Origin of the sequence: Streptomyces alboniger, assembly GCF_008704395.1 — a bacterium.
Lineage (GTDB): Bacteria > Actinomycetota > Actinomycetes > Streptomycetales > Streptomycetaceae > Streptomyces > Streptomyces alboniger.
This window is the reverse complement of sequence record NZ_CP023695.1, coordinates 4,658,861-4,681,388: the sequence shown is the minus strand read 5'-3', so window position 1 is coordinate 4,681,388 and position 22,528 is coordinate 4,658,861. Positions and strand designations below refer to the sequence as shown.

The window sequence follows — 22,528 nt, the reverse complement described above, 5'->3', positions numbered from 1 at the left end:
AAACCCGCTCCTAGCGCTTCTTGTTCGACTTGCGGCGGCGGACGATGTACTTGTTGCTCGCCTTGTTGCGATCACGAGTACGACCCTCCTTCTTGCCCCACGGCGAGACCGGGTGACGACCACCGGAGGTCTTGCCTTCACCACCACCGTGCGGGTGGTCGACCGGGTTCATCACGACACCACGCACGGTCGGGCGGACGCCCTTCCAGCGCATGCGGCCGGCCTTGCCCCAGTTGATGTTCGACTGCTCGGCGTTGCCGACCTCGCCGATGGTGGCGCGGCAGCGGACGTCGACCAGACGGATCTCACCGGACGGCATACGAAGGTGCGCCATGGCGCCTTCCTTCGCGAGCAGCTGCACGGAGGCACCCGCGGAGCGGGCGAACTTCGCGCCGCCGCCGGGCCGCAGCTCGATGGCGTGGATGGTCGTACCGACCGGGATGTTGCGCAGCGCCAGGTTGTTGCCGGGCTTGATGTCGGCACCGGGGCCGCTCTCAATCCGGTCACCCTGCTGCGTGCCGCGCGGGGCGAGGATGTAGCGCTTCTCGCCGTCCGCGTAGTGCAGCAGCGCGATGCGCGCGGTGCGGTTGGGGTCGTACTCGATGTGCGCGACCTTCGCCGGCACGCCGTCCTTGTCGTGACGACGGAAGTCGATGACGCGGTAGGCGCGCTTGTGTCCGCCACCCTGGTGGCGAACGGTGATCCGACCGGCGTTGTTACGGCCGCCCTTGCTGTGCAGCGGGCGAACCAGCGACTTCTCCGGCGTGGACCGCGTTACCTCGACGAAGTCGGCGACGCTGGAGCCACGACGGCCCGGCGTAGTCGGCTTGTACTTGCGGATTCCCATTTCTCAGTCCTCGTCCGATATTCGGACCAGGGCGCTCCGTTAGGAGGCCTGGCCGAAGATGTCGATACGGTCGCCCTCAGCAAGGGTCACAATCGCGCGCTTGGTGTCGGCACGCTTGCCGAAACCAGACTTGGTGCGCTTGCGCTTGCCCTGACGGTTGATCGTGTTGACTCCGGTGACCTTGACCGAGAAGACCGTCTCGACGGCCTGCTTGATCTGGGTCTTGTTGGAGCCGGGGGCCACGATGAACGTGTACTTGCCCTCGTCGAGCAGCGCGTACGACTTCTCGGAGACGACCGGCTTGACGAGGACGTCGCGCGGGTCCGAGAAGGACTTGCTCAGCGGGGTGGGCTCAACGGCGATCTTGCCCTCGGTCGCGATGCGCTTCGCCTTGGCGACGCGCGCGGCCTTGGCGGCCTTCGCAGCCTTGGACGCGATGCTCTGGTGACGAATAGCCATCAGGCTTCGCTCCCTTCGGTCTCATTGGCCTTGGGGCCAGACACGAAGGACTCGAACGCGGCCTTGGTGAAGACCACGTCGTCCGAGACGAGCACGTCGTACGTGTTCAGCTGGCCCGGCTCCAGGATGTGCACCTGGGGCAGGTTGCGGGCGGAGAGCAGCGAGGCCTCGTCCGAGCGCTCGATGACCAGGAGCACGTTCTTGCGCTCACTGACCTTGCCGAGCAGGCTCTTGGCGGCCTTCGTGGAGATCTCGCCCTCGACCACGCCGGAGACGACGTGGATGCGGGAGTTGCGCGCCCGGTCGGTGAGGGCGTGACGCAGAGCGGCAGCCTTCATCTTCTTGGGGGTGCGCTGGGAGTAGTCACGCGGCACGGGGCCGTGGACGACGCCACCGCCGGCGAACTGCGGCGCACGGGTCGAACCCTGGCGCGCGCGGCCGGTGCCCTTCTGGCGGTAAGGCTTCTTGCCACCACCACGGACTTCACCGCGGGTCTTGGTCTTGTGCGTGCCCTGACGGGCCGCGGCCAGCTGCGCGACGACGACCTGGTGGATCAGCGGGATGCTGATCTTCTCGACGTCGAAGATCTCCGCGGGGAGCTCGACCGTCCCGGTCTTGTCGCCTGCCGGCGAAAGGATGTCAATGGTGCTCATGGGTTACCTCAGGCCCCCTTGGCCGCGGTACGGACCAGGACGAGGCCGCCGTTCGGACCGGGGACCGCGCCCTTGATGAGCAGCAGACCCTTCTCCGCGTCAACGGCGTGGACGGTCAGGTTCTGGGTGGTGACCCGCTCGTTGCCCATGCGACCCGCCATGCGCATGCCCTTGAAGACACGGCCGGGGGTGGCACAGCCACCGATGGAACCGGGCTTGCGGTGCACGCGGTGGGCACCGTGGGAGGCCTTGCCGCCGTGGAAGTTGTGACGCTTCATCACACCGGCGAAGCCCTTGCCCTTGCTCTTGCCGGTGACGTCGACCTTGATACCGGCCTCGAACGTCTCGGCAGTCAGCTCCTGGCCGAGGGTGTACTCGCTGGCACCAGCGGTACGGATCTCGACGAGGTGGCGACGGGGGGTCACGTCGGCCTTGGCGAAGTGGCCCTTGAGGGGCTTGTTCACCTTGCGCGGGTCGATCTCGCCGAAGGCGATCTGGACCGACTCGTAGCCGTCGCTGTCATTCGTACGGACCTGGGTAACGACGCAGGGCCCGGCCTTGACCACGGTCACCGGGACGACACGGTTGTTCTCGTCCCAGACCTGGGTCATGCCGAGCTTCTCGCCCAGGATGCCCTTGATCTGCTTGGTCATCTTCTTCGCGCCCTTCAGAGCTTGATCTCGATGTCAACGCCGGCCGGAAGGTCCAGGCGCATCAGCGAGTCAACGGTCTTGGGGGTCGGGTCGAGGATGTCGATCAGGCGCTTGTGCGTGCGCATCTCGAAGTGCTCGCGAGAGTCCTTGTACTTGTGCGGCGACTTGATGACGCAGTACACGTTCTTCTCAGTGGGCAGCGGCACCGGGCCCGCGACCGACGCACCAGTGCGAGTCACCGTCTCGACGATCTTCTTCGCCGAAGAGTCGATGACCTCGTGGTCGTAGGCCTTGAGCCGGATGCGGATCTTCTGTCCCGCCATGGCTACTTAGTAGTCCTTCGTCTCGAACGCTCTGGCCCCCGGAAGGCCCTTTTTTCTACTTCCTCCGACCCACGCGGTCGGGCGTGTCGCAGTCCCGTTCACACAGTTCTCCCGAAGGAGAATCCCTGCCAGGGGCTGCGGCCCTGATGACCGCGGGTCCGGGGGAAGAAACCCACCGGGCGCCTGGTCGAGCCACCGCACCGCACTTCCCGAAAGATTCCCGTACTTCCGCCCAAGCGCTGCCGCGAACGACAGATAAGGCGACGAGTACTGTGGGACTCGCTTCCGGTCCTCCCGGCGGGAGGCGCACAGCATCGGCACTCAACCGAGCAACCAGGACAGTCTGCCATACGAGGCACGCTCGGGGCCAATCGAGCCGAAGAGCGTACCCGGTGAGTGACGAAGGTCAAACCCGGGGCGGGCCCGGCGTGGCGTCGGCAGGGCTGCTCACCACACGCCGAAAGGGCCCGCACGACCGAAGTCGTACGGACCCTCCCGGTACTGCCTGTACTGCGATGCGCTCAGTTCAGAGCGACCGGGTCTCCCCGATCCGCAAGCAAGCGAGGAGCTTACTTGTTGATCTTGGTGACCTGGCCGGCGCCGACGGTCCGGCCACCCTCACGGATGGCGAACTTGAGGCCCTCCTCCATGGCGACGGGCTGGATGAGCTCCACCTTCATCTCGGTGTTGTCACCCGGCATGACCATCTCGGTGCCCTCGGGGAGGGTCACGACGCCGGTCACGTCCGTCGTACGGAAGTAGAACTGCGGGCGGTAGTTGTTGAAGAACGGGGTGTGACGGCCACCCTCGTCCTTCGACAGGATGTAGGCCTGGGCCTCGAACTCGGTGTGCGGCGTGACCGAACCGGGCTTGATGATGACCTGGCCGCGCTCGACGTCCTCGCGCTTGATGCCACGGAGGAGCAGACCGACGTTCTCACCGGCCTGGCCCTCGTCGAGCAGCTTGCGGAACATCTCGATGCCGGTGACCGTGGTGGTGGTCTTCTCGGTCTTGATGCCGATGATGTCGACGGTCTCGTTGACCTTGAGGACACCACGCTCGATACGACCGGTGACGACGGTGCCACGACCGGTGATCGTGAAGACGTCCTCGATCGGCATCAGGAACGGCTTGTCGACGTCGCGCTCGGGCTCCGGGATCGACTCGTCGACGGCGGCCATCAGGTTCAGGACCGACTGGCCCCACTCCTTGTCGCCCTCGAGCGCCTTGAGCGCCGAGACCTTGACGACCGGCAGGTCGTCGCCCGGGAACTCGTACTCGGAGAGGAGCTCACGGACCTCGAGCTCGACGAGCTCCAGGATCTCCTCGTCGTCCACCATGTCGGCCTTGTTCAGGGCGACAACGATGTACGGAACGCCGACCTGGCGGGCCAGGAGCACGTGCTCCTTGGTCTGCGGCATCGGGCCGTCGGTGGCGGCGACCACGAGGATGGCGCCGTCCATCTGCGCCGCACCCGTGATCATGTTCTTGATGTAGTCCGCGTGACCGGGGCAGTCGACGTGGGCGTAGTGACGCGCCTCGGTCTGGTACTCGACGTGCGCGATCGAGATCGTGATACCGCGCTGGCGCTCCTCGGGAGCCTTGTCGATCTGGTCGAAGGCCGAGGCCTCGTTCAGGTCGGGGTACGCGTCGTGCAGCACCTTGGTAATGGCGGCCGTGAGGGTCGTCTTACCGTGGTCAATGTGACCGATGGTGCCGATGTTGACGTGCGGCTTAGTCCGCTCGAACTTCGCCTTCGCCACTGGGTCCTCCTGGGAGTGGTTCTGTACGCCTTGCTTCATCGGCGCCAGGTGATCTTTGCTGGGAAGCCAGCCGCCGGGGTTCTTGCCTTACGGGGTCGAACCCCGGCGGATGGTGTCAAGCCTAAAGCGTTAACTGGGGTGAGTTACTCGCCCTTGGCCTTCGCGATGATCTCCTCGGCGACGTTCCGCGGAACCTCGGCGTAGGAGTCGAACTGCATTGAGTAGCTTGCGCGACCCGACGTCTTGCTGCGGAGGTCTCCGACGTAGCCGAACATCTCCGAGAGGGGCACGAGGCCCTTCACGACGCGAGCGCCGCTGCGCTCCTCCATGGCCTGGATCTGGCCACGGCGGGAGTTGATGTCACCGATGACATCGCCCATGTAGTCCTCGGGCGTGGTGACCTCGACGGCCATCATCGGCTCGAGCAGCACGGGGCTGGCCTTGCGCGCGGCCTCCTTGAAGGCCTGCGAACCGGCGATCTTGAAGGCGAGCTCGGAGGAGTCGACCTCGTGGTAGGCGCCGTCGATGAGCGTGACGCGGACGCCCGTCATCTCGTAGCCCGCCAGGATGCCGAACTGCATGGCCTCCTGAGCACCCGCGTCCACCGAAGGGATGTACTCCTTGGGGATGCGGCCACCGGTGACCTTGTTCACGAACTCGTACGACGCGTCGCCGCCCTCGATGGGCTCGATCGCGATCTGCACCTTCGCGAACTGACCAGTACCACCGGTCTGCTTCTTGTGGGTGAAGTCCACGCGCTCGACGGCCTTGCGGATCGTCTCGCGGTAGGCCACCTGCGGCTTGCCGACGTTCGCCTCGACGCGGAATTCGCGCTTCATGCGGTCGACGAGCACCTCGAGGTGAAGCTCGCCCATACCACCGATGATGGTCTGGCCGGTCTCCTCGTCCGAGTGCACGCGGAAGGAGGGGTCCTCCTCCGAGAGACGCTGGATGGCGACACCCAGCTTCTCCTGGTCACCCTTGGACTTGGGCTCGATGGCGACCTCGATGACCGGCGCCGGGAAGTCCATGGACTCCAGGATCACCGGGTTCTTGTCGTCACTCAGCGTCTCACCAGTGGTGGTCTGCTTCAGGCCCATGACGGCGACGATGTCGCCGGCGCCCACCGAGTCGATCTCCTCACGCTTGTTCGCGTGCATGCGGTAGATCTTGCCGATGCGCTCCTTCTTGCCCTTGACGGAGTTCAGCACCGCGGTGCCGGCGTCCAGGCGACCGGAGTAGATCCGGACGAAGGTGAGCTTGCCGAGGTGCGGGTCGCTCGCGATCTTGAACGCGAGGGCCGACAGCGGCTCGTCGTCGGACGGCTTGCGCTTGATGACCTGCTCCGGGTCCTTCACGTCGTGGCCTTCGATGGCCTCGACGTCCAGGGGGGACGGCAGGTAGCGCACGACCGCGTCGAGCAGGGGCTGGACGCCCTTGTTCTTGAACGCGGTACCGCAGAAGACGGGGGTGACGGTGGTGTCGCCGCCCTTGCCGGAGGCGATGGTGATGCGACGGATCGCCGCGTACAGCTGGTCCACCGAGGGCTCCTGGCCCTCGAGGTACAGCTCCATCATCTCTTCGTCGTTCTCCGCGACGGCCTCAAGGAGCTTGCCGCGGTACTCCTCGGCAGCCTCGGTGTGCGTGTCGGGGATGTCGACGATGTCGTAGGCCTCGCCCATCTTGGTCTCGGCGGACCAGACGAAGGCCTTCATGGTGACGAGGTCGACGACGCCCTTGAAGTCAGCCTCTGCGCCGATGGGCAGCTGCATGACGAGGGGGGTCGCACCGAGGCGGTCGACGATCATGTCGACGCAGCGGTGGAACTCGGCACCCGTGCGGTCGAGCTTGTTGACGAAGCAGATACGCGGGACGCCGTAGCGGTCCGCCTGACGCCACACGGTCTCGGACTGGGGCTCAACGCCGGCGACGCCGTCGAACACCGTCACGGCACCGTCGAGCACGCGGAGCGAACGCTCCACCTCGACGGTGAAGTCGACGTGGCCCGGGGTGTCGATGATGTTGATGGTGTGGTCGACGTCGTTCAGCGGCCAGTGACAGGTGGTGGCAGCAGAGGTGATCGTGATGCCACGCTCCTGCTCCTGCTCCATCCAGTCCATCGTCGCGGCGCCGTCGTGGACCTCACCGATCTTGTACGAGACACCGGTGTAGAACAGGATCCGCTCGGTGGTCGTCGTCTTGCCCGCGTCGATGTGAGCCATGATGCCGATGTTGCGCACCTTGGCCAGGTCAAGTGAAGTGGTAGCCATGTCGGCTCAGTCTTCTCTCGGTCTCGATGTGGGGAGCGACTACCAGCGGTAGTGCGCGAAGGCCTTGTTGGACTCGGCCATCTTGTGGGTGTCCTCGCGCTTCTTCACAGCGGCACCGAGGCCGTTGGAGGCGTCGAGGAGCTCGTTGAGCAGACGCTCGGTCATGGTCTTCTCGCGACGGGCGCGGGAGTAACCGACCAGCCAGCGCAGCGCCAGGGTGTTGGCACGACCGGGCTTGACCTCGATCGGCACCTGGTACGTGGCGCCACCGACGCGGCGGGACTTGACCTCGAGGGTCGGCTTGATGTTCTCAAGCGCGCGCTTCAGCGTGATGACCGGGTCGTTGCCGGTCTTCTCGCGCAGGCCCTCCATGGCGCCGTACACGATGCGCTCGGCGGTGGAGCGCTTGCCGTTCAGCAGCACCTTGTTGATGAGGGAGGTCACCAGAGGAGAACCGTAGACCGGGTCGATGATGACCGGGCGCTTCGGGGCGGGGCCCTTACGAGGCATTCTTACTTCTCCTTCTTGGCGCCGTAGCGGCTGCGGGCCTGCTTGCGGTTCTTGACACCCTGGGTGTCGAGGGAACCGCGGATGATCTTGTAGCGAACACCAGGCAGGTCCTTCACACGGCCACCACGCACGAGCACGATGGAGTGCTCCTGCAGATTGTGTCCCTCACCCGGAATGTAAGCCGTGACCTCGATCCCGGAGGTCAGACGCACACGCGCGACCTTACGGAGGGCCGAGTTCGGCTTCTTCGGGGTGGTCGTGAACACACGCGTGCAGACGCCACGGCGCTGGGGCGAACCCTCGAGTGCGGGCGTCTTGTTCTTCTCGACCTTGTCCTGCCGGCCCTTACGGACCAGCTGCTGGATCGTAGGCACTACTTCTCCGGTTTCTGTGTGCCGAATAGTAAAGCTAACCTGGAACGTCGCCGACCCACGCGGTCGGGTGTGTCGAATCCTGCGGACTCCCGCCGCAAGGCGGGAAGAAGCGCAGATTGCGGTGGCCGTTGACGGACTCGCGATGCGGCTGATGACACGCGCACGAGCCCAGGCACACCCCAGGCACAAGGTCTGAGCGTACCTACCTCATCGCCTCTGGTCAAAACAAATGCCCACGCGGGGGACACACCGGCCCGCAACATACGACACAGGGCGGCCGCTCCGCGAGGAGAGACCGCCCTGTGGGCGCCTGATACGCCCCTAAAGGGACGTACTACCGCTTACTGGTTGTACGGACCGTAGTCGTAGTCCTCCAGCGGCACGGCCTGGCCGGAGCCCGTGCCGAACGGCGAGTAGTCGATGTCGTCGTAGCCGACGGCCGAGTACATCGCGGCCTTGGCCTCCTCGGTCGGCTCCACCCGGATGTTGCGGTAGCGGGACAGGCCCGTACCGGCCGGGATGAGCTTACCGATGATGACGTTCTCCTTGAGGCCGATGAGGCTGTCGGACTTGGCGTTGATCGCCGCATCCGTCAGGACTCGGGTCGTCTCCTGGAAGGAGGCGGCCGACAGCCAGGATTCCGTCGCCAGCGAGGCCTTGGTGATACCCATCAGCTGCGGACGGCCGGAGGCCGGGTGGCCGCCTTCCGTCACGACACGACGGTTCTCGGTCTCGAACTTCGAACGCTCGACCAGCTCGCCCGGCAGCAGCTCCGCGTCGCCGGACTCGATGATCGTCACACGGCGCAGCATCTGCCGGATGATGATCTCGATGTGCTTGTCGTGGATCGACACACCCTGGCTGTTGTAGACCTTCTGGACTTCGCCGACCAGGTGGACCTGGACCGCGCGCTGACCGAGGATCCGCAGCACGTCGTGCGGGTTGGTGGCACCGAAGGTGAGCTTCTGGCCCACCTCGACGTGGTCACCCTCGCGCACCAGGACCTTGGCACGCTTCGAGATCGGGAACGCCGTCTCGTCGCTGCCGTCGTCCGGGGTGACGACGATCTTCTTGGTCTTCTCGGTCTCCTCGATGCGGACACGGCCCGCGGCCTCGGAGATCGGGGCGACACCCTTCGGCGTACGAGCCTCGAAGAGCTCGACGACACGGGGCAGACCCTGGGTGATGTCGTCACCGGCCACACCACCGGTGTGGAAGGTACGCATCGTCAGCTGCGTACCGGGCTCACCGATGGACTGGGCGGCGATGATGCCGACCGCCTCACCGATGTCGACCAGCTTGCCGGTGGCGAGCGAACGGCCGTAGCAGAAGGCACAGGTGCCGACCGCCGACTCACAGGTCAGGACCGAGCGGGTCTTGACCTCCTCGACGCCGTTGGCGACCAGGGCGTCGATGAGCACGTCACCGAGGTCGACGTTGGCCGGCGCGATGACCTTGCCGTCGATGACGACGTCCTCGGCCAGCATGCGGGCGTAGACCGAGGTCTCGACGTTCTCCGTCTTGCGGAGCACACCGTCCTCGCCCTTGACCGCGATCTTCAGCTTCAGACCGCGCTCGGTGCCACAGTCCTCCTCGCGAATGATGACGTCCTGGGAGACGTCGACCAGACGACGGGTGAGGTAACCGGAGTCGGCGGTACGCAGAGCCGTGTCCGCCAGACCCTTACGGGCACCGTGCGTGGAGATGAAGTACTCGAGAACGGTCAGGCCCTCACGGAACGAGGCCTTGATCGGACGCGGGATGGTCTCGTTCTTCGCGTTCGACACCAGACCACGCATACCGGCGATCTGACGCATCTGCATCATGTTTCCTCGGGCACCCGAGTCAACCATCATGAAGATGGGGTTCGTCTTCGGGAAGTTCGCGTTCATCGCCTCGGCGACCTCGTTGGTCGCCTTGGTCCAGATCGCGATGAGCTCCTGCGTGCGCTCGTCCTTGGTGATCAGACCGCGCTCGTACTGCTTCTGGACCTTCTCGTCCTGGGCCTCGTAGCCCGCGACGATCTCCTTCTTGGCCGCGGGGACCACGACGTCGGAGATGGCCACGGTGACGCCGGAACGGGTCGCCCAGTAGAAGCCCGCCGCCTTCAGGTTGTCGAGCGTCGCCGCCACGATGACCTTGGGGTAGCGCTCGGCGAGGTCGTTGACGATCTCGGAGAGCTGCTTCTTGCCGACCGAGTAGTCGACGAAGGGGTAGTCCTCGGGCAGCAGCTCGTTGAAGAGCGCGCGGCCCAGCGACGTACGCAGCCGGAAGCTGTCACCCGGCTGGTAGGCACGCTCGTCGCCGAAGTCCTCGCCCTCGGCGCTGACCGGCGGGGTCCAGCCGCGGGGCGGGATGGTGCCCACCGGGAAGCGGATGTCGACGGTCGACTGGAGAGCGAGCTCGCCGGCGTCGAACGCCATCATCGCCTCGGCGGTGGAACCGAACGCGCGGCCCTCGCCCTTGGTGTCCCGCAGCTCGCCGTCGGTGGTGAGGAAGAACAGACCGAGGACCATGTCCTGGGTCGGCATCGTCACCGGACGGCCGTCGGCGGGCTTCAGGATGTTGTTCGAGGACAGCATCAGGATGCGGGCCTCGGCCTGCGCCTCCGCGGAGAGCGGCAGGTGCACGGCCATCTGGTCACCGTCGAAGTCCGCGTTGAACGCGGTGCAGACGAGCGGGTGGATCTGGATGGCCTTGCCCTCGACCAGCTGCGGCTCGAAGGCCTGGATGCCGAGGCGGTGCAGCGTGGGCGCACGGTTCAGCAGAACCGGGTGCTCGGCGATGACCTCTTCGAGGACGTCGTACACGACCGTGCGGCCGCGCTCGACCATCCGCTTGGCGCTCTTGATGTTCTGCGCGTGGTTCAGGTCGACCAGGCGCTTCATCACGAACGGCTTGAAGAGCTCCAGCGCCATGGCCTTCGGCAGACCACACTGGTGCAGCTTCAGCTGCGGACCGACGACGATCACGGAACGCGCGGAGTAGTCCACACGCTTACCGAGAAGGTTCTGACGGAAACGGCCCTGCTTGCCCTTGAGCATGTCGCTCAGGGACTTCAGCGGGCGGTTACCGGGACCGGTGACCGGGCGACCGCGACGACCGTTGTCGAAGAGGGCGTCCACGGCCTCCTGGAGCATGCGCTTCTCGTTGTTCACGATGATCTCGGGCGCGCCGAGGTCGAGAAGCCGCTTCAGGCGGTTGTTGCGGTTGATCACGCGGCGGTACAGGTCGTTCAGGTCGGAGGTCGCGAAGCGGCCACCGTCCAGCTGCACCATCGGACGCAGGTCCGGCGGGATGACCGGCACGCAGTCGAGCACCATGCCCTTGGGGCTGTTGCTCGTCTGGAGGAACGCGGAGACGACCTTGAGGCGCTTGAGCGCACGGGTCTTCTTCTGGCCCTTGCCGGTACGGATGATCTCGCGAAGCCGCTCGGCCTCTTCATCCAGGTCGAAGGACTCCAGGCGCTTCTGGAGGGCAGCGGCACCCATGGAGCCGTCGAAGTACGTGCCGAAGCGGTCACGCAGCTCGCGGTAGAGCAGCTCGTCGCCCTCGAGGTCCTGGACCTTGAGGTTCTTGAAGCGGTTCCACACCTCGTCGAGACGGTCGATCTCGCGCTGCGCACGGTCGCGCAGCTGCTTCATCTCGCGCTCGGCGCCTTCGCGCACCTTGCGGCGCACGTCGGCCTTGGCGCCCTCGGCCTCAAGCTCGGCCAGGTCGGTCTCAAGCTTCTTGGCGCGGGCCTCCAGGTCGGAGTCGCGACGGTTCTCGATCTGCTGACGCTCGACGGAGACGTGCGCCTCCAGGGACGGCAGGTCGCGGGTACGACGCTCCTCGTCCACGAACGTGATCATGTACGCCGCGAAGTAGATGACCTTCTCAAGGTCCTTCGGGGCGAGGTCGAGGAGGTAACCGAGGCGCGAGGGGACGCCCTTGAAGTACCAGATGTGGGTGACGGGAGCGGCCAGTTCGATGTGGCCCATCCGCTCACGGCGCACCTTGGCGCGGGTGACCTCAACGCCACAGCGCTCGCAGATGATGCCCTTGAAGCGGACACGCTTGTACTTGCCGCAGTAGCACTCCCAGTCCCGGGTCGGACCGAAGATCTTCTCGCAGAAGAGCCCGTCCTTTTCCGGCTTGAGCGTGCGGTAGTTGATGGTCTCCGGCTTCTTGACCTCGCCGTGGGACCACTGTCGGATGTCGTCCGCGGTGGCAAGGCCGATCCGCAGCTCGTCGAAGAAGTTGACGTCGAGCACTTTGTCGTCAATCCCTCTTTCGGGGTCGAGTCTCAATCATGGTCTGTACGGGTCCGGGGCAGGGCCGGGGCCTCACGAGGAGGCCCCGACCAGACCCGTCAGACCTCTTCGACGCTGCTCGGCTCGCGCCGGGACAGGTCGATGCCGAGCTCCTCCGCCGCGCGGAAGACGTCCTCGTCGGTGTCGCGCATCTCGATGGACATGCCGTCCGAGGACAGCACCTCCACGTTGAGGCAGAGCGACTGCATTTCCTTGATGAGCACCTTGAAGGACTCGGGAATGCCGGGCTCGGGGATGTTCTCGCCCTTGACGATGGCCTCGTAGACCTTCACGCGGCCGGTCACGTCGTCGGACTTGATCGTCAGGAGCTCCTGAAGGGCGTACGCGGCGCCATAAGCCTCAAGCGCCCACACCTCCATCTCACCGAAGCGCTGACCACCGAACTGTGCCTTACCACCCAGCGGCTGCTGGGTGATCATCGAGTACGGACCGGTCGAACGGGCGTGCAGCTTGTCGTCGACCAGGTGGTGCAGCTTGAGGATGTACATGTACCCGACCGAGATCGGGTCCGGGAACGGCTCGCCGGAGCGGCCGTCGAACAGGCGCGCCTTGCCGGTCGGGAGCACCATGCGCTCGCCGTCGCGGTTCGGGATGGTGTGTTGGAGCAGACCGGCCAGCTCGTCCTCACGCGCACCGTCGAAGACGGGGGTGGCGACGTTCGTGCCGGGGTCGACCTTGTCGGCGCCGATGGCCTGGAGGCGCTGCGCCCACTCGTCCGCGAGGCCGGAGACGTCCCAGCCACGGCTGGCGAGCCAGCCGAGGTGGATCTCCAGGACCTGTCCCGGGTTCATTCGGGACGGCACACCCAGCGGGTTGAGGATGATGTCGACCGGAGTTCCGTCCTCGAGGAACGGCATGTCCTCGATCGGAAGGATCTTCGAGATAACACCCTTGTTGCCGTGGCGGCCCGCGAGCTTGTCGCCGTCCGTGATCTTGCGCTTCTGCGCCACGTAGACACGAACCAGCTGGTTCACGCCCGGCGGCAGCTCGTCGCCCTCTTCACGGTCGAAGACGCGGACGCCGATGACCTTGCCGATCTCACCGTGCGGCACCTTCAGCGAGGTGTCGCGCACCTCGCGCGCCTTCTCACCGAAGATCGCGCGGAGCAGGCGCTCCTCGGGCGTCAGCTCGGTCTCACCCTTGGGCGTGACCTTGCCGACGAGGATGTCGCCGGCGACGACCTCGGCACCGATACGGATGATGCCGCGCTCGTCGAGGTCGGCGAGGACCTCCTCGGAGACGTTCGGGATGTCCCGGGTGATCTCCTCCGGGCCGAGCTTGGTGTCACGGGCGTCGACCTCGTGCTCCTCGATGTGGATCGAGGAGAGGACGTCGTCCTGCACGAGGCGCTGCGACAGGATGATCGCGTCCTCGTAGTTGTGACCTTCCCAGGGCATGAACGCGACGAGCAGGTTCTTGCCGAGGGCCATCTCGCCCTCTTCGGTCGCGGGACCGTCGGCCAGGACCTGGCCCTCGATCACGCGGGCGCCCTCGTCGACGACAACCTTCTGGTTGACGGAGGTGCCCTGGTTCGACCGGGAGAACTTGGCGATGCGGTACGTGGTGTACGTGCCGTCGTCGTTGGTGACGGTGACGTAGTCCGCGGAGACCTCCTGGACCACACCCGCCTTCTCGGCCTTGATCACGTCACCGGCGTCGACCGCGCAGCGGTACTCCATGCCGGTGCCGACGAGGGGAGCCTCGGCGGTGATCAGCGGCACGGCCTGACGCATCATGTTCGCGCCCATGAGGGCACGGTTGGCGTCGTCGTGCTCGAGGAACGGGATCATGGCGGTCGCGACCGACACCATCTGGCGCGGCGAGACGTCCATGTAGTCGACGTCCGTGCCGGGCACGTAGTCGATCTCTCCGCCACGGCGGCGGATCAGGACGCGGGCCTCGGCGAAGTGGAGGTCGTCCGTCAGCGGCGCGTTGGCCTGCGCGATGACGAAGCGGTCCTCCTCGTCGGCCGTCAGGTAGTCGACGTCGTCGGTGACCTGGCCCTCGACGACCTTGCGGTACGGCGTCTCGACGAAGCCGAACGCGTTGACGCGGCCGTAGGAGGCGAGCGAACCGATCAGACCGATGTTCGGGCCTTCAGGGGTCTCAATCGGGCACATGCGGCCGTAGTGAGACGGGTGCACGTCACGGACCTCGAAGCCGGCCCGCTCACGGGAGAGACCACCCGGACCGAGCGCCGACAGGCGGCGCTTGTGGGTGAGACCCGACAGCGGGTTGTTCTGGTCCATGAACTGCGACAGCTGGCTGGTGCCGAAGAACTCCTTGATGGAGGCGACGACCGGCCGGATGTTGATCAGGGTCTGCGGCGTGATCGCCTCGACGTCCTGAGTCGTCATGCGCTCGCGGACGACGCGCTCCATACGAGCCAGACCCGTGCGGACCTGGTTCTGGATGAGCTCGCCGACGTTGCGCAGACGGCGGTTGCCGAAGTGGTCGATGTCGTCGGTCTCGACGACGATCGACGTACCGCTGTCGCCAACGGTCTCGGTCTCACCGGCGTGCAGCTTCACCAGGTACTTGATCGAGGCGATGATGTCCTCGACCGTGAGGATGCCCGCGTCGAGCGGAGCGTCCGCACCCAGCTTCTTGTTGACCTTGTAGCGGCCGACCTTCGCGAGGTCGTAGCGCTTGGGGTTGAAGTAGAGGTTCTCAAGCAGCGTCTGAGCGGCCTCACGGGTCGGCGGCTCGCCCGGACGGAGCTTGCGGTAGATGTCGAGCAGCGCGTCGTCCTGGCCCTGGGTGTGGTCCTTCTCCAGGGTGGCGCGCATGGACTCGTACTCGCCGAACTCCTCGAGGATCTGCTCGGTCGTCCAACCGAGAGCCTTGAGCAGAACGGTGACCGACTGCTTGCGCTTGCGGTCGATGCGTACACCGACCATGTCGCGCTTGTCGATCTCCATCTCCAGCCAGGCACCCCGGGACGGGATGATCTTGGCGGAGAAGATGTCCTTGTCGGACGTCTTGTCGATCGAGGAATCGAAGTAGACACCCGGCGAACGGACCAGCTGCGACACGACGACACGCTCGGTGCCGTTGATGACGAAGGTGCCCTTGTTGGTCATGAGCGGGAAGTCGCCCATGAAGACCGTCTGGGACTTGATCTCGCCGGTCTCGTTGTTGGTGAACTCGGCGGTGACGAAGAGCGGGGCGGCGAACGTGAAGTCGCGCTCCTTGCACTCGTCGATCGAGTTCTTGGGAGGCTCGAAACGGTGGTCGCGGAACGTCAGGGACATCGACCCGGAGAAGTCCTCGATCGGGGAGATCTCCTCGAAGATCTCCTCCAGACCGGACTTGGTGGGGACGTCCTGTCCGCTTTCCAGAGCCGCCTCGACACGAGCCTTCCACGCGTCATTGCCGAGCAGCCAGTCAAAGCTCTCGGTCTGCAGCGCAAGAAGGTTCGGAACCTCGAGGGGCTCCTTGATCTTTGCAAAGGAAATGCGCAGCGGGGCGGTGCTGGCGCCGTTGTTCGTATTCGCGGTCGAGGCAGTGCGCGAGGCGGCCAAGAGGGGGTCCTTCCGAGGGCTCGGACTCACTACGCGCGTACCGGTCCCAGGCTGGACACGGAGACAGACATCCCAGGTCAGGGAAGATTCGGTCCACAGTGCTCAAGCATGGGCATGCCCCTGGTGACGGGCAGGAGGCAGCTAACAGGCAGCGCAAAGGGTCAGTGTAGCCACTCGGCCCACTGATGTCCAGTGCGGGTTTTTGAAGACCCTCGTTTTTCTCAACCCCTGCTGCAAGCCACGCCCTCGATGCACATCGATACTGCCCTCTTCGCCGCCGATCCATGCCTCGGATGCGGATCGTTGTGACGACGCGTCCTGAGAATTGCGCGCTGCGTGCGGTTCGTCAAGGCCCCCCATGCCCCGACTTGGCCCGGAGAGCGTCACCGTCACGGGCCGTCCCGAGGCACAACGAAGATCACCATACTCGCCGGGACCGACATCGCAAGGCGCCCTCACGCGCGTGCCCGGGAACGCCGAAAGGCGACCACCCACATGGGTGATCGCCCTTGGCGTCCCGCGCGTTACAGCGTTTCCGCCGTACGTGCGGTGAAGAGAGTCAGACGACTCGTGAGGTCACTTGACCTCGACGGAGGCGCCGGCGCCCTTGAGGGCCTCGGCGGCCTTCTCCGCGGCGTCCTTGGCGACCTTCTCGAGGACCGGCTTCGGGGTGCCGTCGACGAGGTCCTTGGCCTCCTTCAGACCCAGCGAGGTCAGCTCACGCACGACCTTGATGACCTGGATCTTCTTCTCGCCGGCGCCCGTGAGGATGACGTCGAACTCGTCCTGCTCGGCCTCGGCCTCGGCCGGGGCGGCAGCGGCGCCACCGGCGGCAACGGCGACCGGGGCGGCGGCGGTGACGTCGAACTTCTCCTCGAAGGCCTTCACGAACTCGGAGAGCTCGATGAGGGTCATCTCTTCGAACTGCGCGAGCAGGTCGTCCTGGGACAGCTTCGCCATGATGGCGTCCTTCCACTAATTCGGCAGGTGCCGGGTGTATATGGAGGCGGGCGTACGTTGGGCCCGCTGTGACCGTCGCCTCAGGCGGCGGTCAGTGTGCGAGCCGAATTACTCGGCACCGCCCTGCTCGGCCTTCTTGGCACGAAGCGCCTCCGCGGTGCGGACGAACTTCGAGGGAAGCGCCTGGAAGAGCGCGGCAGCCTGCGACTGCTTGCCCTTCATGGCGCCCGCCAGCTTGGCGAGCAGAACCTCGCGGGACTCGAGGTCCGCGAGCTTCTTGATCTCATCGGCGGACAGCGCCTTGCCATCAAGGACACCGCCCTTGATGACGAGGTTGGGGTTCTCCTTGGCGAAGTCACGAAGACCCTTCGCCGACTCCACCGGGTCACCGGTGACGAAGGCGACCGCCGTCGGACCCGTGAACAGGTCGTCCAGCGTGTTGATCCCGGCCTCGTTGGCCGCGATCTTGGTCAGCGTGTTCTTCACCACGGCGTACTCGGAGTTCGCACCGAGGGAACGGCGCAGCTGCTTGAGCTGGGCCACGGTGAGACCCCGGTACTCGGTCAGCACGGCGGCGTTCGAGCTGCGGAACTTGTCCGTGAGCTCGGCTACCGCGGCAGCCTTGTCGGGCGTCGGCATGAGCGTCGGCCTCCTTCCGGGTGATGAGGACCGCTCAGAAGGGGCTGGGAAAAACGAGACGCCCCGGCGCAGGCGCACGGGGCGTGAGCTCGACCGAACAGAATCCCGTCCGGGAGCACATCCACAGTCACCTACGCGGGTCGTCCGCAGTTTCAGCGGATCCTTCGGCCACTGCACCCTCATACGAGAACACAGCAACGACCAGCGGTCTTTGGCTTCTGGGGAAGACTACGCGAAGGGGTTTGCGTCAGGCAAATCGGGTCAGCCCCCGAGGCCCTTCATCTCCTTGGCGAGGTCCATGACCAGCTTCTTCGGCGGAGCCTCCACGTTCACCGGCTTGTTGTAGTCGACGAAGGTGATGGTCATGTCGAGGGGGCCCTTGTCGCCCTTTCCGCGGGCGCGAAACTGCTTGGTGTGGTCCTCGCCGTCGACCCACAGGTCCATCGTGAGCTTCTCGACGCCCATTTCCTCGTACTGCTTGATGCTCTTCTCGTGACGCTTCCGGGTGGCCGCGTCCTTGTCCTTGAACAGCTCGCGGATCCGGTCCAGCGTGACCGTGCCGGTGTAGCGGGTGGTCTTGACACCGTCGACCGACTCGCCGCCGACCTTCTTCAGGTCCTTGGAGTTGGTCAGGAGCGTGGACTGGTCGGCCGGGTTGTTCTCGGCCTGCCCGGCCGCCGAGGTGGCGGCGGGCTTGCCGCCGGCCTTGCCCATGGCCGCGGCGTCGAACTTGATCCAGCTCTTGCCGTCCATCTCCTTGGCGGCTTCCTTGCCGCCGCCGAGGTAGACCGCGCCGTCGACGAAGCGCAGCTCCATCTTCTCCGGGCCCTGGTCGGGCGCGGACATCTTCATGCTCATGGCGAGCGGCTTGGTGCTCATCGCCGCGTCGGCCTTCACCCGCCCGTCCCCCGGGACGGTGCCCTTCATCCGGAAGGTGAACGAGGTCAGCTCCTCGGTCTTCTCCGCGGCCTTCTTCACGGCCGCCGCCGGCGCCATGTCCTCCCCCGCCTTGTCGGACTTCTCCGACCCGCAGCTGACCGCGCCACCGGCGAGCAGCACGGCCGCCAGCGCGGCGCCCGCGGTTCTCTTGCGTCCCGTACGTACGGAAATACTCATGACCCCACCCCTAGGAACATCAAAACATTTGATCCACTTACTGCGGTGGGCCGAGATTACCCGAAGGAAAGGGGTGCTTTCCTCCGGGTTATCCGCCGGTCAGGGCCACACGTACCTCGTGATCAGGCAGCGGGCTGCTTGTTCATGACGTCCTGGAAGCTCACCGTGTCCGAGGCCGGGGGCTTCTGGACGGAGAGCGGCGTGCCGTAGTCGCTGTAGTGGGCGGTCTGGGAGAAGGAACCGGTCTTCATGTCCGCCTTCTCGACCTTCTTGACGAGCAGGTCGTCGCTGTTCACCCAGATGTCGATCGTCTCGGTGGTCAGCCCGGCCTGCTGGAACTGCTGCTTCAGTTCCTTCATCTGCTGCTCGTCCAGGTCGGAGTTCTTGCCGGTGAAGTCGGCGACGTCGACGGTCCCGCGGTAGTGGGTCGCCTCGGTCCCCCGGACGGTCTCCTTGCCCACGCGCTTCACGTCGCCCGAGGCCAGCAGCATCTTCACCGACTGGTTCGGGGTGGTCTTCTGCGCCTGGTCCTTCAGGGCCGCACCGGCGGCGCCGGACAGCTTCTCGAGCTCCGCGTAGTCGTACGCGATCCAGTGCTTGCCGCCACCCGCCTGGGCCGCGAACTTGTCGCCCATGTTCGCGTAGAAGCCGTTCTTCAGGTAGCGGTACTCGATCTTCGTCTGGCCGAGCTGCCTCATCTGCTCGGCCTGGGTGCCGCCCGTGATGGTCGCCTGGACGTTGCCGGTGAGGCCGTCCGACCAGCCCATGACGCCCTTCATGTCGGTCGATATCTGCGAACCCATGACGGTCTGCACCTCGACCCGGGCGGTGTCCGCCTTGTCCGTGCTGGTCTCGACGCTGCGCAGGGCCGCGACCGGGCTGAGCTTGATACCGCCCTTGTCCTTCGCCCCGCCCCCGGCCTTGTCGGAGGAGTCGCCCGAGTCGCCCGAGCCGCAGGCCGCCAGGCCCGTCAGCGCGGCCGCCACCGCGATCGAAAGGCCCGTACGCCGCATGATCGTGCTGTTCATCTCGTCCCACCCCTTGGCTTAGTGACGCCCGCGCACACCGGCGCGGGCCTGTGACAGACGTATCCGAATGACTCGTACACAAACTCGCACATAAACAGGACGGGCCCCGCACCTCGAAAGGTTGCGGGGCCCGTCCACAGAACGCGTGCGCGACGCGGCTGCCGTCAGTGTCAGACGGCGGCCGGGTCCTCCTCGACGAGGAGGTTGCGGGTGCGGTTCGAGTCCAGCGGGATGCCGGGGCCCATCGTGGTGGTGATGGCGGCCTTCTTGATGTAGCGGCCCTTGGCGGCCGACGGCTTCAGACGGAGGATCTCCTCCAGGGCCGCGGCGTAGTTCTCCACCAGCTTGGTCTCGTCGAAGGAGACCTTGCCGATGATGAAGTGCAGGTTCGAGTGCTTGTCGACGCGGAACTCGATCTTGCCGCCCTTGATGTCGTTGACAGCCTTCACGACATCGGGGGTGACGGTGCCGGTCTTCGGGTTCGGCATCAGACCACGCGGACCGAGCACGCGGCCGAGGCGGCCGACCTTGCCCATGAGGTCCGGGGTGGCGACGACGGCGTCGAAGTCCAGGCGGCCCTTCGCGACCTCGTCGATCAGCTCGTCGGAGCCGACGATGTCGGCGCCAGCGGCTTCCGCGGCCGCAGCACGGTCACCGGTCGCGAAGACCAGGACCCGGGCGGTCTTGCCGGTGCCGTGCGGGAGGTTCACGGTGCCACGGACCATCTGGTCGGCCTTGCGCGGGTCGACGCCCAGACGCATGGCGACCTCGACGGTGCCGTCGAACTTGGTCGCGGAGGTCTCCTTGGCGAGACGGACGGCCTCGAGCGGGGCGTACAGCTTCTCCCGGTCGATCTTGGCGTCCGCAGCGCGGAGAGTCTTGCTGCGCTTCACTTCTGCTCCTGGTGTGTTCAGGTATGGAGTCGTGGTGCGGGCCAGCGCTTGGCCCTACCACTGGAGAAAGGTCAGACGGGGGAGGAGTCTCAGCCCTCGACCGTGATGCCCATGGAACGGGCGGTGCCGGCGATGATCTTCGACGCGGCGTCCAGGTCGTTGGCGTTGAGGTCTTCCATCTTGGTCTGCGCGATCTCGCGGATCTGCGCCTCGGTGACCTTGGCGACCTTGGTCTTGTGGGGCTCGCCGGAGCCCTTCTCGACACCAGCGGCCTTCAGGATCATCTTGGCGGCCGGCGGCGTCTTGGTGATGAAGGTGAAGGAACGGTCCTCGTAGACCGTGATCTCCACCGGGATCACCCAGCCACGCTGCGACTCGGTCGCGGCGTTGTAGGCCTTGCAGAACTCCATGATGTTGACGCCGTGCTGGCCCAGCGCGGGGCCGACCGGCGGGGCCGGGTTGGCGGCACCAGCCTGGATCTGGAGCTTGATCAGCCCCGTGACCTTCTTCTTCTTGGGAGGCATTGCTCTCTCCGGGTCCTAGTGAGAGTTTTCAGCCGGCCATCCGGTCATCCGGATGGAGGCATACCGCACAACGATAACGGGTATAGTCGCGCGGCTAAAAACCGAGCAGGTCAGACCGGCTTTGGCAGCCCGTCTGACCTGTTCGGAGGCGTGTGTTCCAGAGGAAGCCGAGGAGCCCTGCGGGCTCGGCCCGGCTAGTTCTTCTGGATCTGGTCGAAGCTCAGCTCGACCGGGGTCTCGCGGCCGAAGATCTCGACGAGGCCCTTGACCTTCTTCGAGTCGGCGTTGATCTCGTTGATCGTCGCCTGGAGCGTCGCGAACGGGCCGTCGGTGACGGTGACCGAGTCGCCGACCTCGAAGTCCAGGACCTGGACCTCGACCTTGCGGGCGGGAGCGGGCTTGCCCTCGGCCTCCGCGGCCTCGCGGGCGGCCTTCTCCTCGGCCTCGGGGGCGAGCATCTTGACGATCTCGTCCAGGGTCAGCGGGTACGGGTCGTAGGCGTTGCCCACGAAGCCGGTGACGCCGGGGGTGTTGCGGACGACGCCCCAGGACTCGTTCGTCAGGTCCATGCGCACCAGCACGTAGCCGGGGAGCTTGTTCTGACGGATCGTCTTGCGCTCGCCGTTCTTGATCTGGGCGACCTCTTCCTGCGGCACCTCGGCCTGGAAGATGAAGTCCTCGACGTTGAGCGAGACGGCGCGCTGCTCGAGGTTGGTCTTCACGCGGTTCTCGTAACCGGCGTAGGTGTGGATGACGTACCACTCGCCGGGGAGGGTGCGCAGCTCCTCGCGCAGGGCGACGATCGGGTCGACCGGCTCGGACACCTCGTCCTCGGCGGCCTCGTCCTCGGCGGCCTCGTCCTCAGTGGCCTCGGCGGTGTCGTCCGCGGTGATCTCGTCGGCGTCCTCGGCGAGGGCGGCCTCGTCCTCCTCGGACTCGGCGACAGCCTCGGCGTCGCCCTCCAGGTGGATGGCCGCCTCTTCGGCGGGCTCGCCCGCGGCGGCGTCGGCAGCCTCGGCCTGATCCGGCTCCTCGGCGTCCGCCGCCTCGACGATGTCGAGCTGGTCCTCCACGGACTCCGCGTCCTCTCCGCGAGGCGCGACGGCGTCGTTCAGGTTCGGGTCAGACACGGTGGCTGCTTCTTCCTGGATACAAGGGGTGGAACACGCGAATAGGGGCGCCGGATAGGGCGCCCTTCGCTCTCGGCTCAGCCGAAGATGTACTTGACAGCGTGGCTGAAGCCATAGTCAATCACGGTCACAAGGCCGATCATGATGACGACGAAGACAATCACCACTGAGGTGTAGGTCGTGAGCTGGCTGCGAGTCGGCCAGACGACCTTGCGGAGCTCCGCGACGATCTGGCGGTAGAAGAGCGCGAGACGGCCGAGGGGGCCCTTCTTGCCGCGCTTGCCGCCCTTGCGGGCCTTCTTGGACTCCGGCGCCTCGTCCTGGGCATCAGGCATGTCGATGGAGCCCACGGCGTCCGTCACTCGTCCTCACCTGATTCCGGGTCGTGGCCGTGCCGCGCCCGGTTGAGCCGCACGGCGGTGCATTGCAGTACGTACATGCGCACACATCCTGGCGAAGGAGTGTGTAGCAGGGCCGGAGGGACTTGAACCCCCAACCGCTGGTTTTGGAGACCAGTGCTCTACCAATTGAGCTACGACCCTTTGA

The 22,528-nt window shown here is 65.8% G+C and carries 19 protein-coding genes and 1 tRNA gene; all 20 read right to left on the bottom strand.

The window, feature by feature from the left end:
• Nucleotides 1-10: 10 nt before the first annotated feature.
• Nucleotides 11-847 carry a 50S ribosomal protein L2 gene (rplB, locus tag CP975_RS20965; RefSeq protein WP_030782576.1) on the bottom strand — a complete coding sequence of 279 codons (837 nt, stop codon included), beginning with the start codon at nt 845-847 and terminating at the stop codon, nt 11-13.
• Nucleotides 848-886: 39 nt separating this feature from the next.
• Nucleotides 887-1,306: a 50S ribosomal protein L23 gene (rplW, locus tag CP975_RS20960; RefSeq protein WP_030782579.1), complete on the bottom strand. Its 420-nt coding sequence runs from the start codon at nt 1,304-1,306 to the stop codon at nt 887-889.
• Entirely contained in the window at nt 1,306-1,959 is a 654-nt protein-coding gene (gene rplD, locus CP975_RS20955) for a 50S ribosomal protein L4 (protein WP_030782581.1), read from the bottom strand. The genes rplW and rplD overlap by 1 nt, the downstream gene beginning before the upstream one ends.
• Nucleotides 1,960-1,967: 8 nt before the next feature.
• Nucleotides 1,968-2,612: a 50S ribosomal protein L3 gene (gene rplC, locus CP975_RS20950; protein ID WP_030782583.1), complete on the bottom strand. Its 645-nt coding sequence runs from the start codon at nt 2,610-2,612 to the stop codon at nt 1,968-1,970.
• A 14-nt stretch (nt 2,613-2,626) separates the two neighbouring features.
• Nucleotides 2,627-2,935, bottom strand: a complete 309-nt coding sequence (rpsJ, locus tag CP975_RS20945; protein ID WP_003948644.1) for a 30S ribosomal protein S10 — start codon at nt 2,933-2,935, stop codon at nt 2,627-2,629.
• Between the two features lie 569 nt (nt 2,936-3,504).
• Nucleotides 3,505-4,698, bottom strand: a complete 1,194-nt coding sequence (gene tuf / locus CP975_RS20940; RefSeq protein WP_055527121.1) for an elongation factor Tu — start codon at nt 4,696-4,698, stop codon at nt 3,505-3,507.
• 143 nt (nt 4,699-4,841) lie between these two features.
• The gene (gene fusA, locus CP975_RS20935; RefSeq protein WP_030782590.1) at nt 4,842-6,968 is read right to left on the bottom strand and encodes an elongation factor G; all 2,127 of its coding nucleotides are present in this window, start codon (nt 6,966-6,968) and stop codon (nt 4,842-4,844) included.
• A gap of 39 nt (nt 6,969-7,007) precedes the next feature.
• Nucleotides 7,008-7,478, bottom strand: a complete 471-nt coding sequence (gene rpsG / locus CP975_RS20930; protein WP_003974303.1) for a 30S ribosomal protein S7 — start codon at nt 7,476-7,478, stop codon at nt 7,008-7,010.
• Nucleotides 7,479-7,480: 2 nt separating this feature from the next.
• Entirely contained in the window at nt 7,481-7,852 is a 372-nt protein-coding gene (gene rpsL, locus CP975_RS20925; RefSeq protein WP_003948652.1) for a 30S ribosomal protein S12, read from the bottom strand.
• A gap of 341 nt (nt 7,853-8,193) precedes the next feature.
• The gene (locus CP975_RS20920; RefSeq protein WP_030782593.1) at nt 8,194-12,108 is read right to left on the bottom strand and encodes a DNA-directed RNA polymerase subunit beta'; all 3,915 of its coding nucleotides are present in this window, start codon (nt 12,106-12,108) and stop codon (nt 8,194-8,196) included.
• A gap of 98 nt (nt 12,109-12,206) precedes the next feature.
• Complete coding sequence (rpoB, locus tag CP975_RS20915; protein WP_030782595.1) at nt 12,207-15,692, bottom strand: DNA-directed RNA polymerase subunit beta; 3,486 nt, start codon at nt 15,690-15,692, stop codon at nt 12,207-12,209.
• A 576-nt stretch (nt 15,693-16,268) separates the two neighbouring features.
• On the bottom strand, nt 16,269-16,652 hold the full coding sequence (rplL, locus tag CP975_RS20905; RefSeq protein WP_030782597.1) for a 50S ribosomal protein L7/L12: 384 nt from the start codon (nt 16,650-16,652) through the stop codon (nt 16,269-16,271).
• A 108-nt stretch (nt 16,653-16,760) separates the two neighbouring features.
• Nucleotides 16,761-17,291, bottom strand: coding sequence for a 50S ribosomal protein L10 (gene rplJ, locus CP975_RS20900; RefSeq protein WP_030782600.1), 531 nt, complete (start codon nt 17,289-17,291; stop codon nt 16,761-16,763).
• Between the two features lie 261 nt (nt 17,292-17,552).
• On the bottom strand, nt 17,553-18,407 hold the full coding sequence (locus CP975_RS20895; protein ID WP_055527122.1) for an SCO4651 family lipoprotein: 855 nt from the start codon (nt 18,405-18,407) through the stop codon (nt 17,553-17,555).
• Between the two features lie 122 nt (nt 18,408-18,529).
• Nucleotides 18,530-19,435 carry an SCO4651 family lipoprotein gene (locus CP975_RS20890; protein WP_055527124.1) on the bottom strand — a complete coding sequence of 302 codons (906 nt, stop codon included), beginning with the start codon at nt 19,433-19,435 and terminating at the stop codon, nt 18,530-18,532.
• Nucleotides 19,436-19,605: 170 nt separating this feature from the next.
• Nucleotides 19,606-20,328, bottom strand: coding sequence for a 50S ribosomal protein L1 (gene rplA / locus CP975_RS20885; RefSeq protein WP_030782609.1), 723 nt, complete (start codon nt 20,326-20,328; stop codon nt 19,606-19,608).
• Nucleotides 20,329-20,417: 89 nt separating this feature from the next.
• Complete coding sequence (gene rplK, locus CP975_RS20880; RefSeq protein WP_030782612.1) at nt 20,418-20,852, bottom strand: 50S ribosomal protein L11; 435 nt, start codon at nt 20,850-20,852, stop codon at nt 20,418-20,420.
• 194 nt (nt 20,853-21,046) lie between these two features.
• Nucleotides 21,047-21,982 (bottom strand): transcription termination/antitermination protein NusG, encoded by a 936-nt coding sequence (gene nusG / locus CP975_RS20875; RefSeq protein WP_055527126.1) that lies wholly within the window; start codon nt 21,980-21,982, stop codon nt 21,047-21,049.
• A gap of 77 nt (nt 21,983-22,059) precedes the next feature.
• The gene (gene secE, locus CP975_RS20870; protein WP_030782618.1) at nt 22,060-22,344 is read right to left on the bottom strand and encodes a preprotein translocase subunit SecE; all 285 of its coding nucleotides are present in this window, start codon (nt 22,342-22,344) and stop codon (nt 22,060-22,062) included.
• Nucleotides 22,345-22,451: 107 nt separating this feature from the next.
• Nucleotides 22,452-22,524 (bottom strand) — tRNA-Trp (locus tag CP975_RS20865).
• Nucleotides 22,525-22,528: the final 4 nt, after the last annotated feature.

Excerpts from the sequence above, each read along its gene's own strand:
- rplB (WP_030782576.1), bottom strand. The coding sequence starts at position 847 with ATGGGAATCCGCAAGTACAAGCCGACTACGCCGGGCCGTCGTGGCTCC.
- rplW (WP_030782579.1), bottom strand. The coding sequence starts at position 1,306 with ATGGCTATTCGTCACCAGAGCATCGCGTCCAAGGCTGCGAAGGCCGCC.
- rplD (WP_030782581.1), bottom strand. The coding sequence starts at position 1,959 with ATGAGCACCATTGACATCCTTTCGCCGGCAGGCGACAAGACCGGGACG.
- rplC (WP_030782583.1), bottom strand. The coding sequence starts at position 2,612 with ATGACCAAGCAGATCAAGGGCATCCTGGGCGAGAAGCTCGGCATGACC.
- rpsJ (WP_003948644.1), bottom strand. The coding sequence starts at position 2,935 with ATGGCGGGACAGAAGATCCGCATCCGGCTCAAGGCCTACGACCACGAG.
- fusA (WP_030782590.1), bottom strand. The coding sequence starts at position 6,968 with ATGGCTACCACTTCACTTGACCTGGCCAAGGTGCGCAACATCGGCATC.
- rpsG (WP_003974303.1), bottom strand. The coding sequence starts at position 7,478 with ATGCCTCGTAAGGGCCCCGCCCCGAAGCGCCCGGTCATCATCGACCCG.
- rplL (WP_030782597.1), bottom strand. The coding sequence starts at position 16,652 with ATGGCGAAGCTGTCCCAGGACGACCTGCTCGCGCAGTTCGAAGAGATG.
- rplJ (WP_030782600.1), bottom strand. The coding sequence starts at position 17,291 with ATGCCGACGCCCGACAAGGCTGCCGCGGTAGCCGAGCTCACGGACAAG.
- CP975_RS20895 (WP_055527122.1), bottom strand. The coding sequence starts at position 18,407 with ATGAGTATTTCCGTACGTACGGGACGCAAGAGAACCGCGGGCGCCGCG.
- CP975_RS20890 (WP_055527124.1), bottom strand. The coding sequence starts at position 19,435 with ATGAACAGCACGATCATGCGGCGTACGGGCCTTTCGATCGCGGTGGCG.
- rplK (WP_030782612.1), bottom strand. The coding sequence starts at position 20,852 with ATGCCTCCCAAGAAGAAGAAGGTCACGGGGCTGATCAAGCTCCAGATC.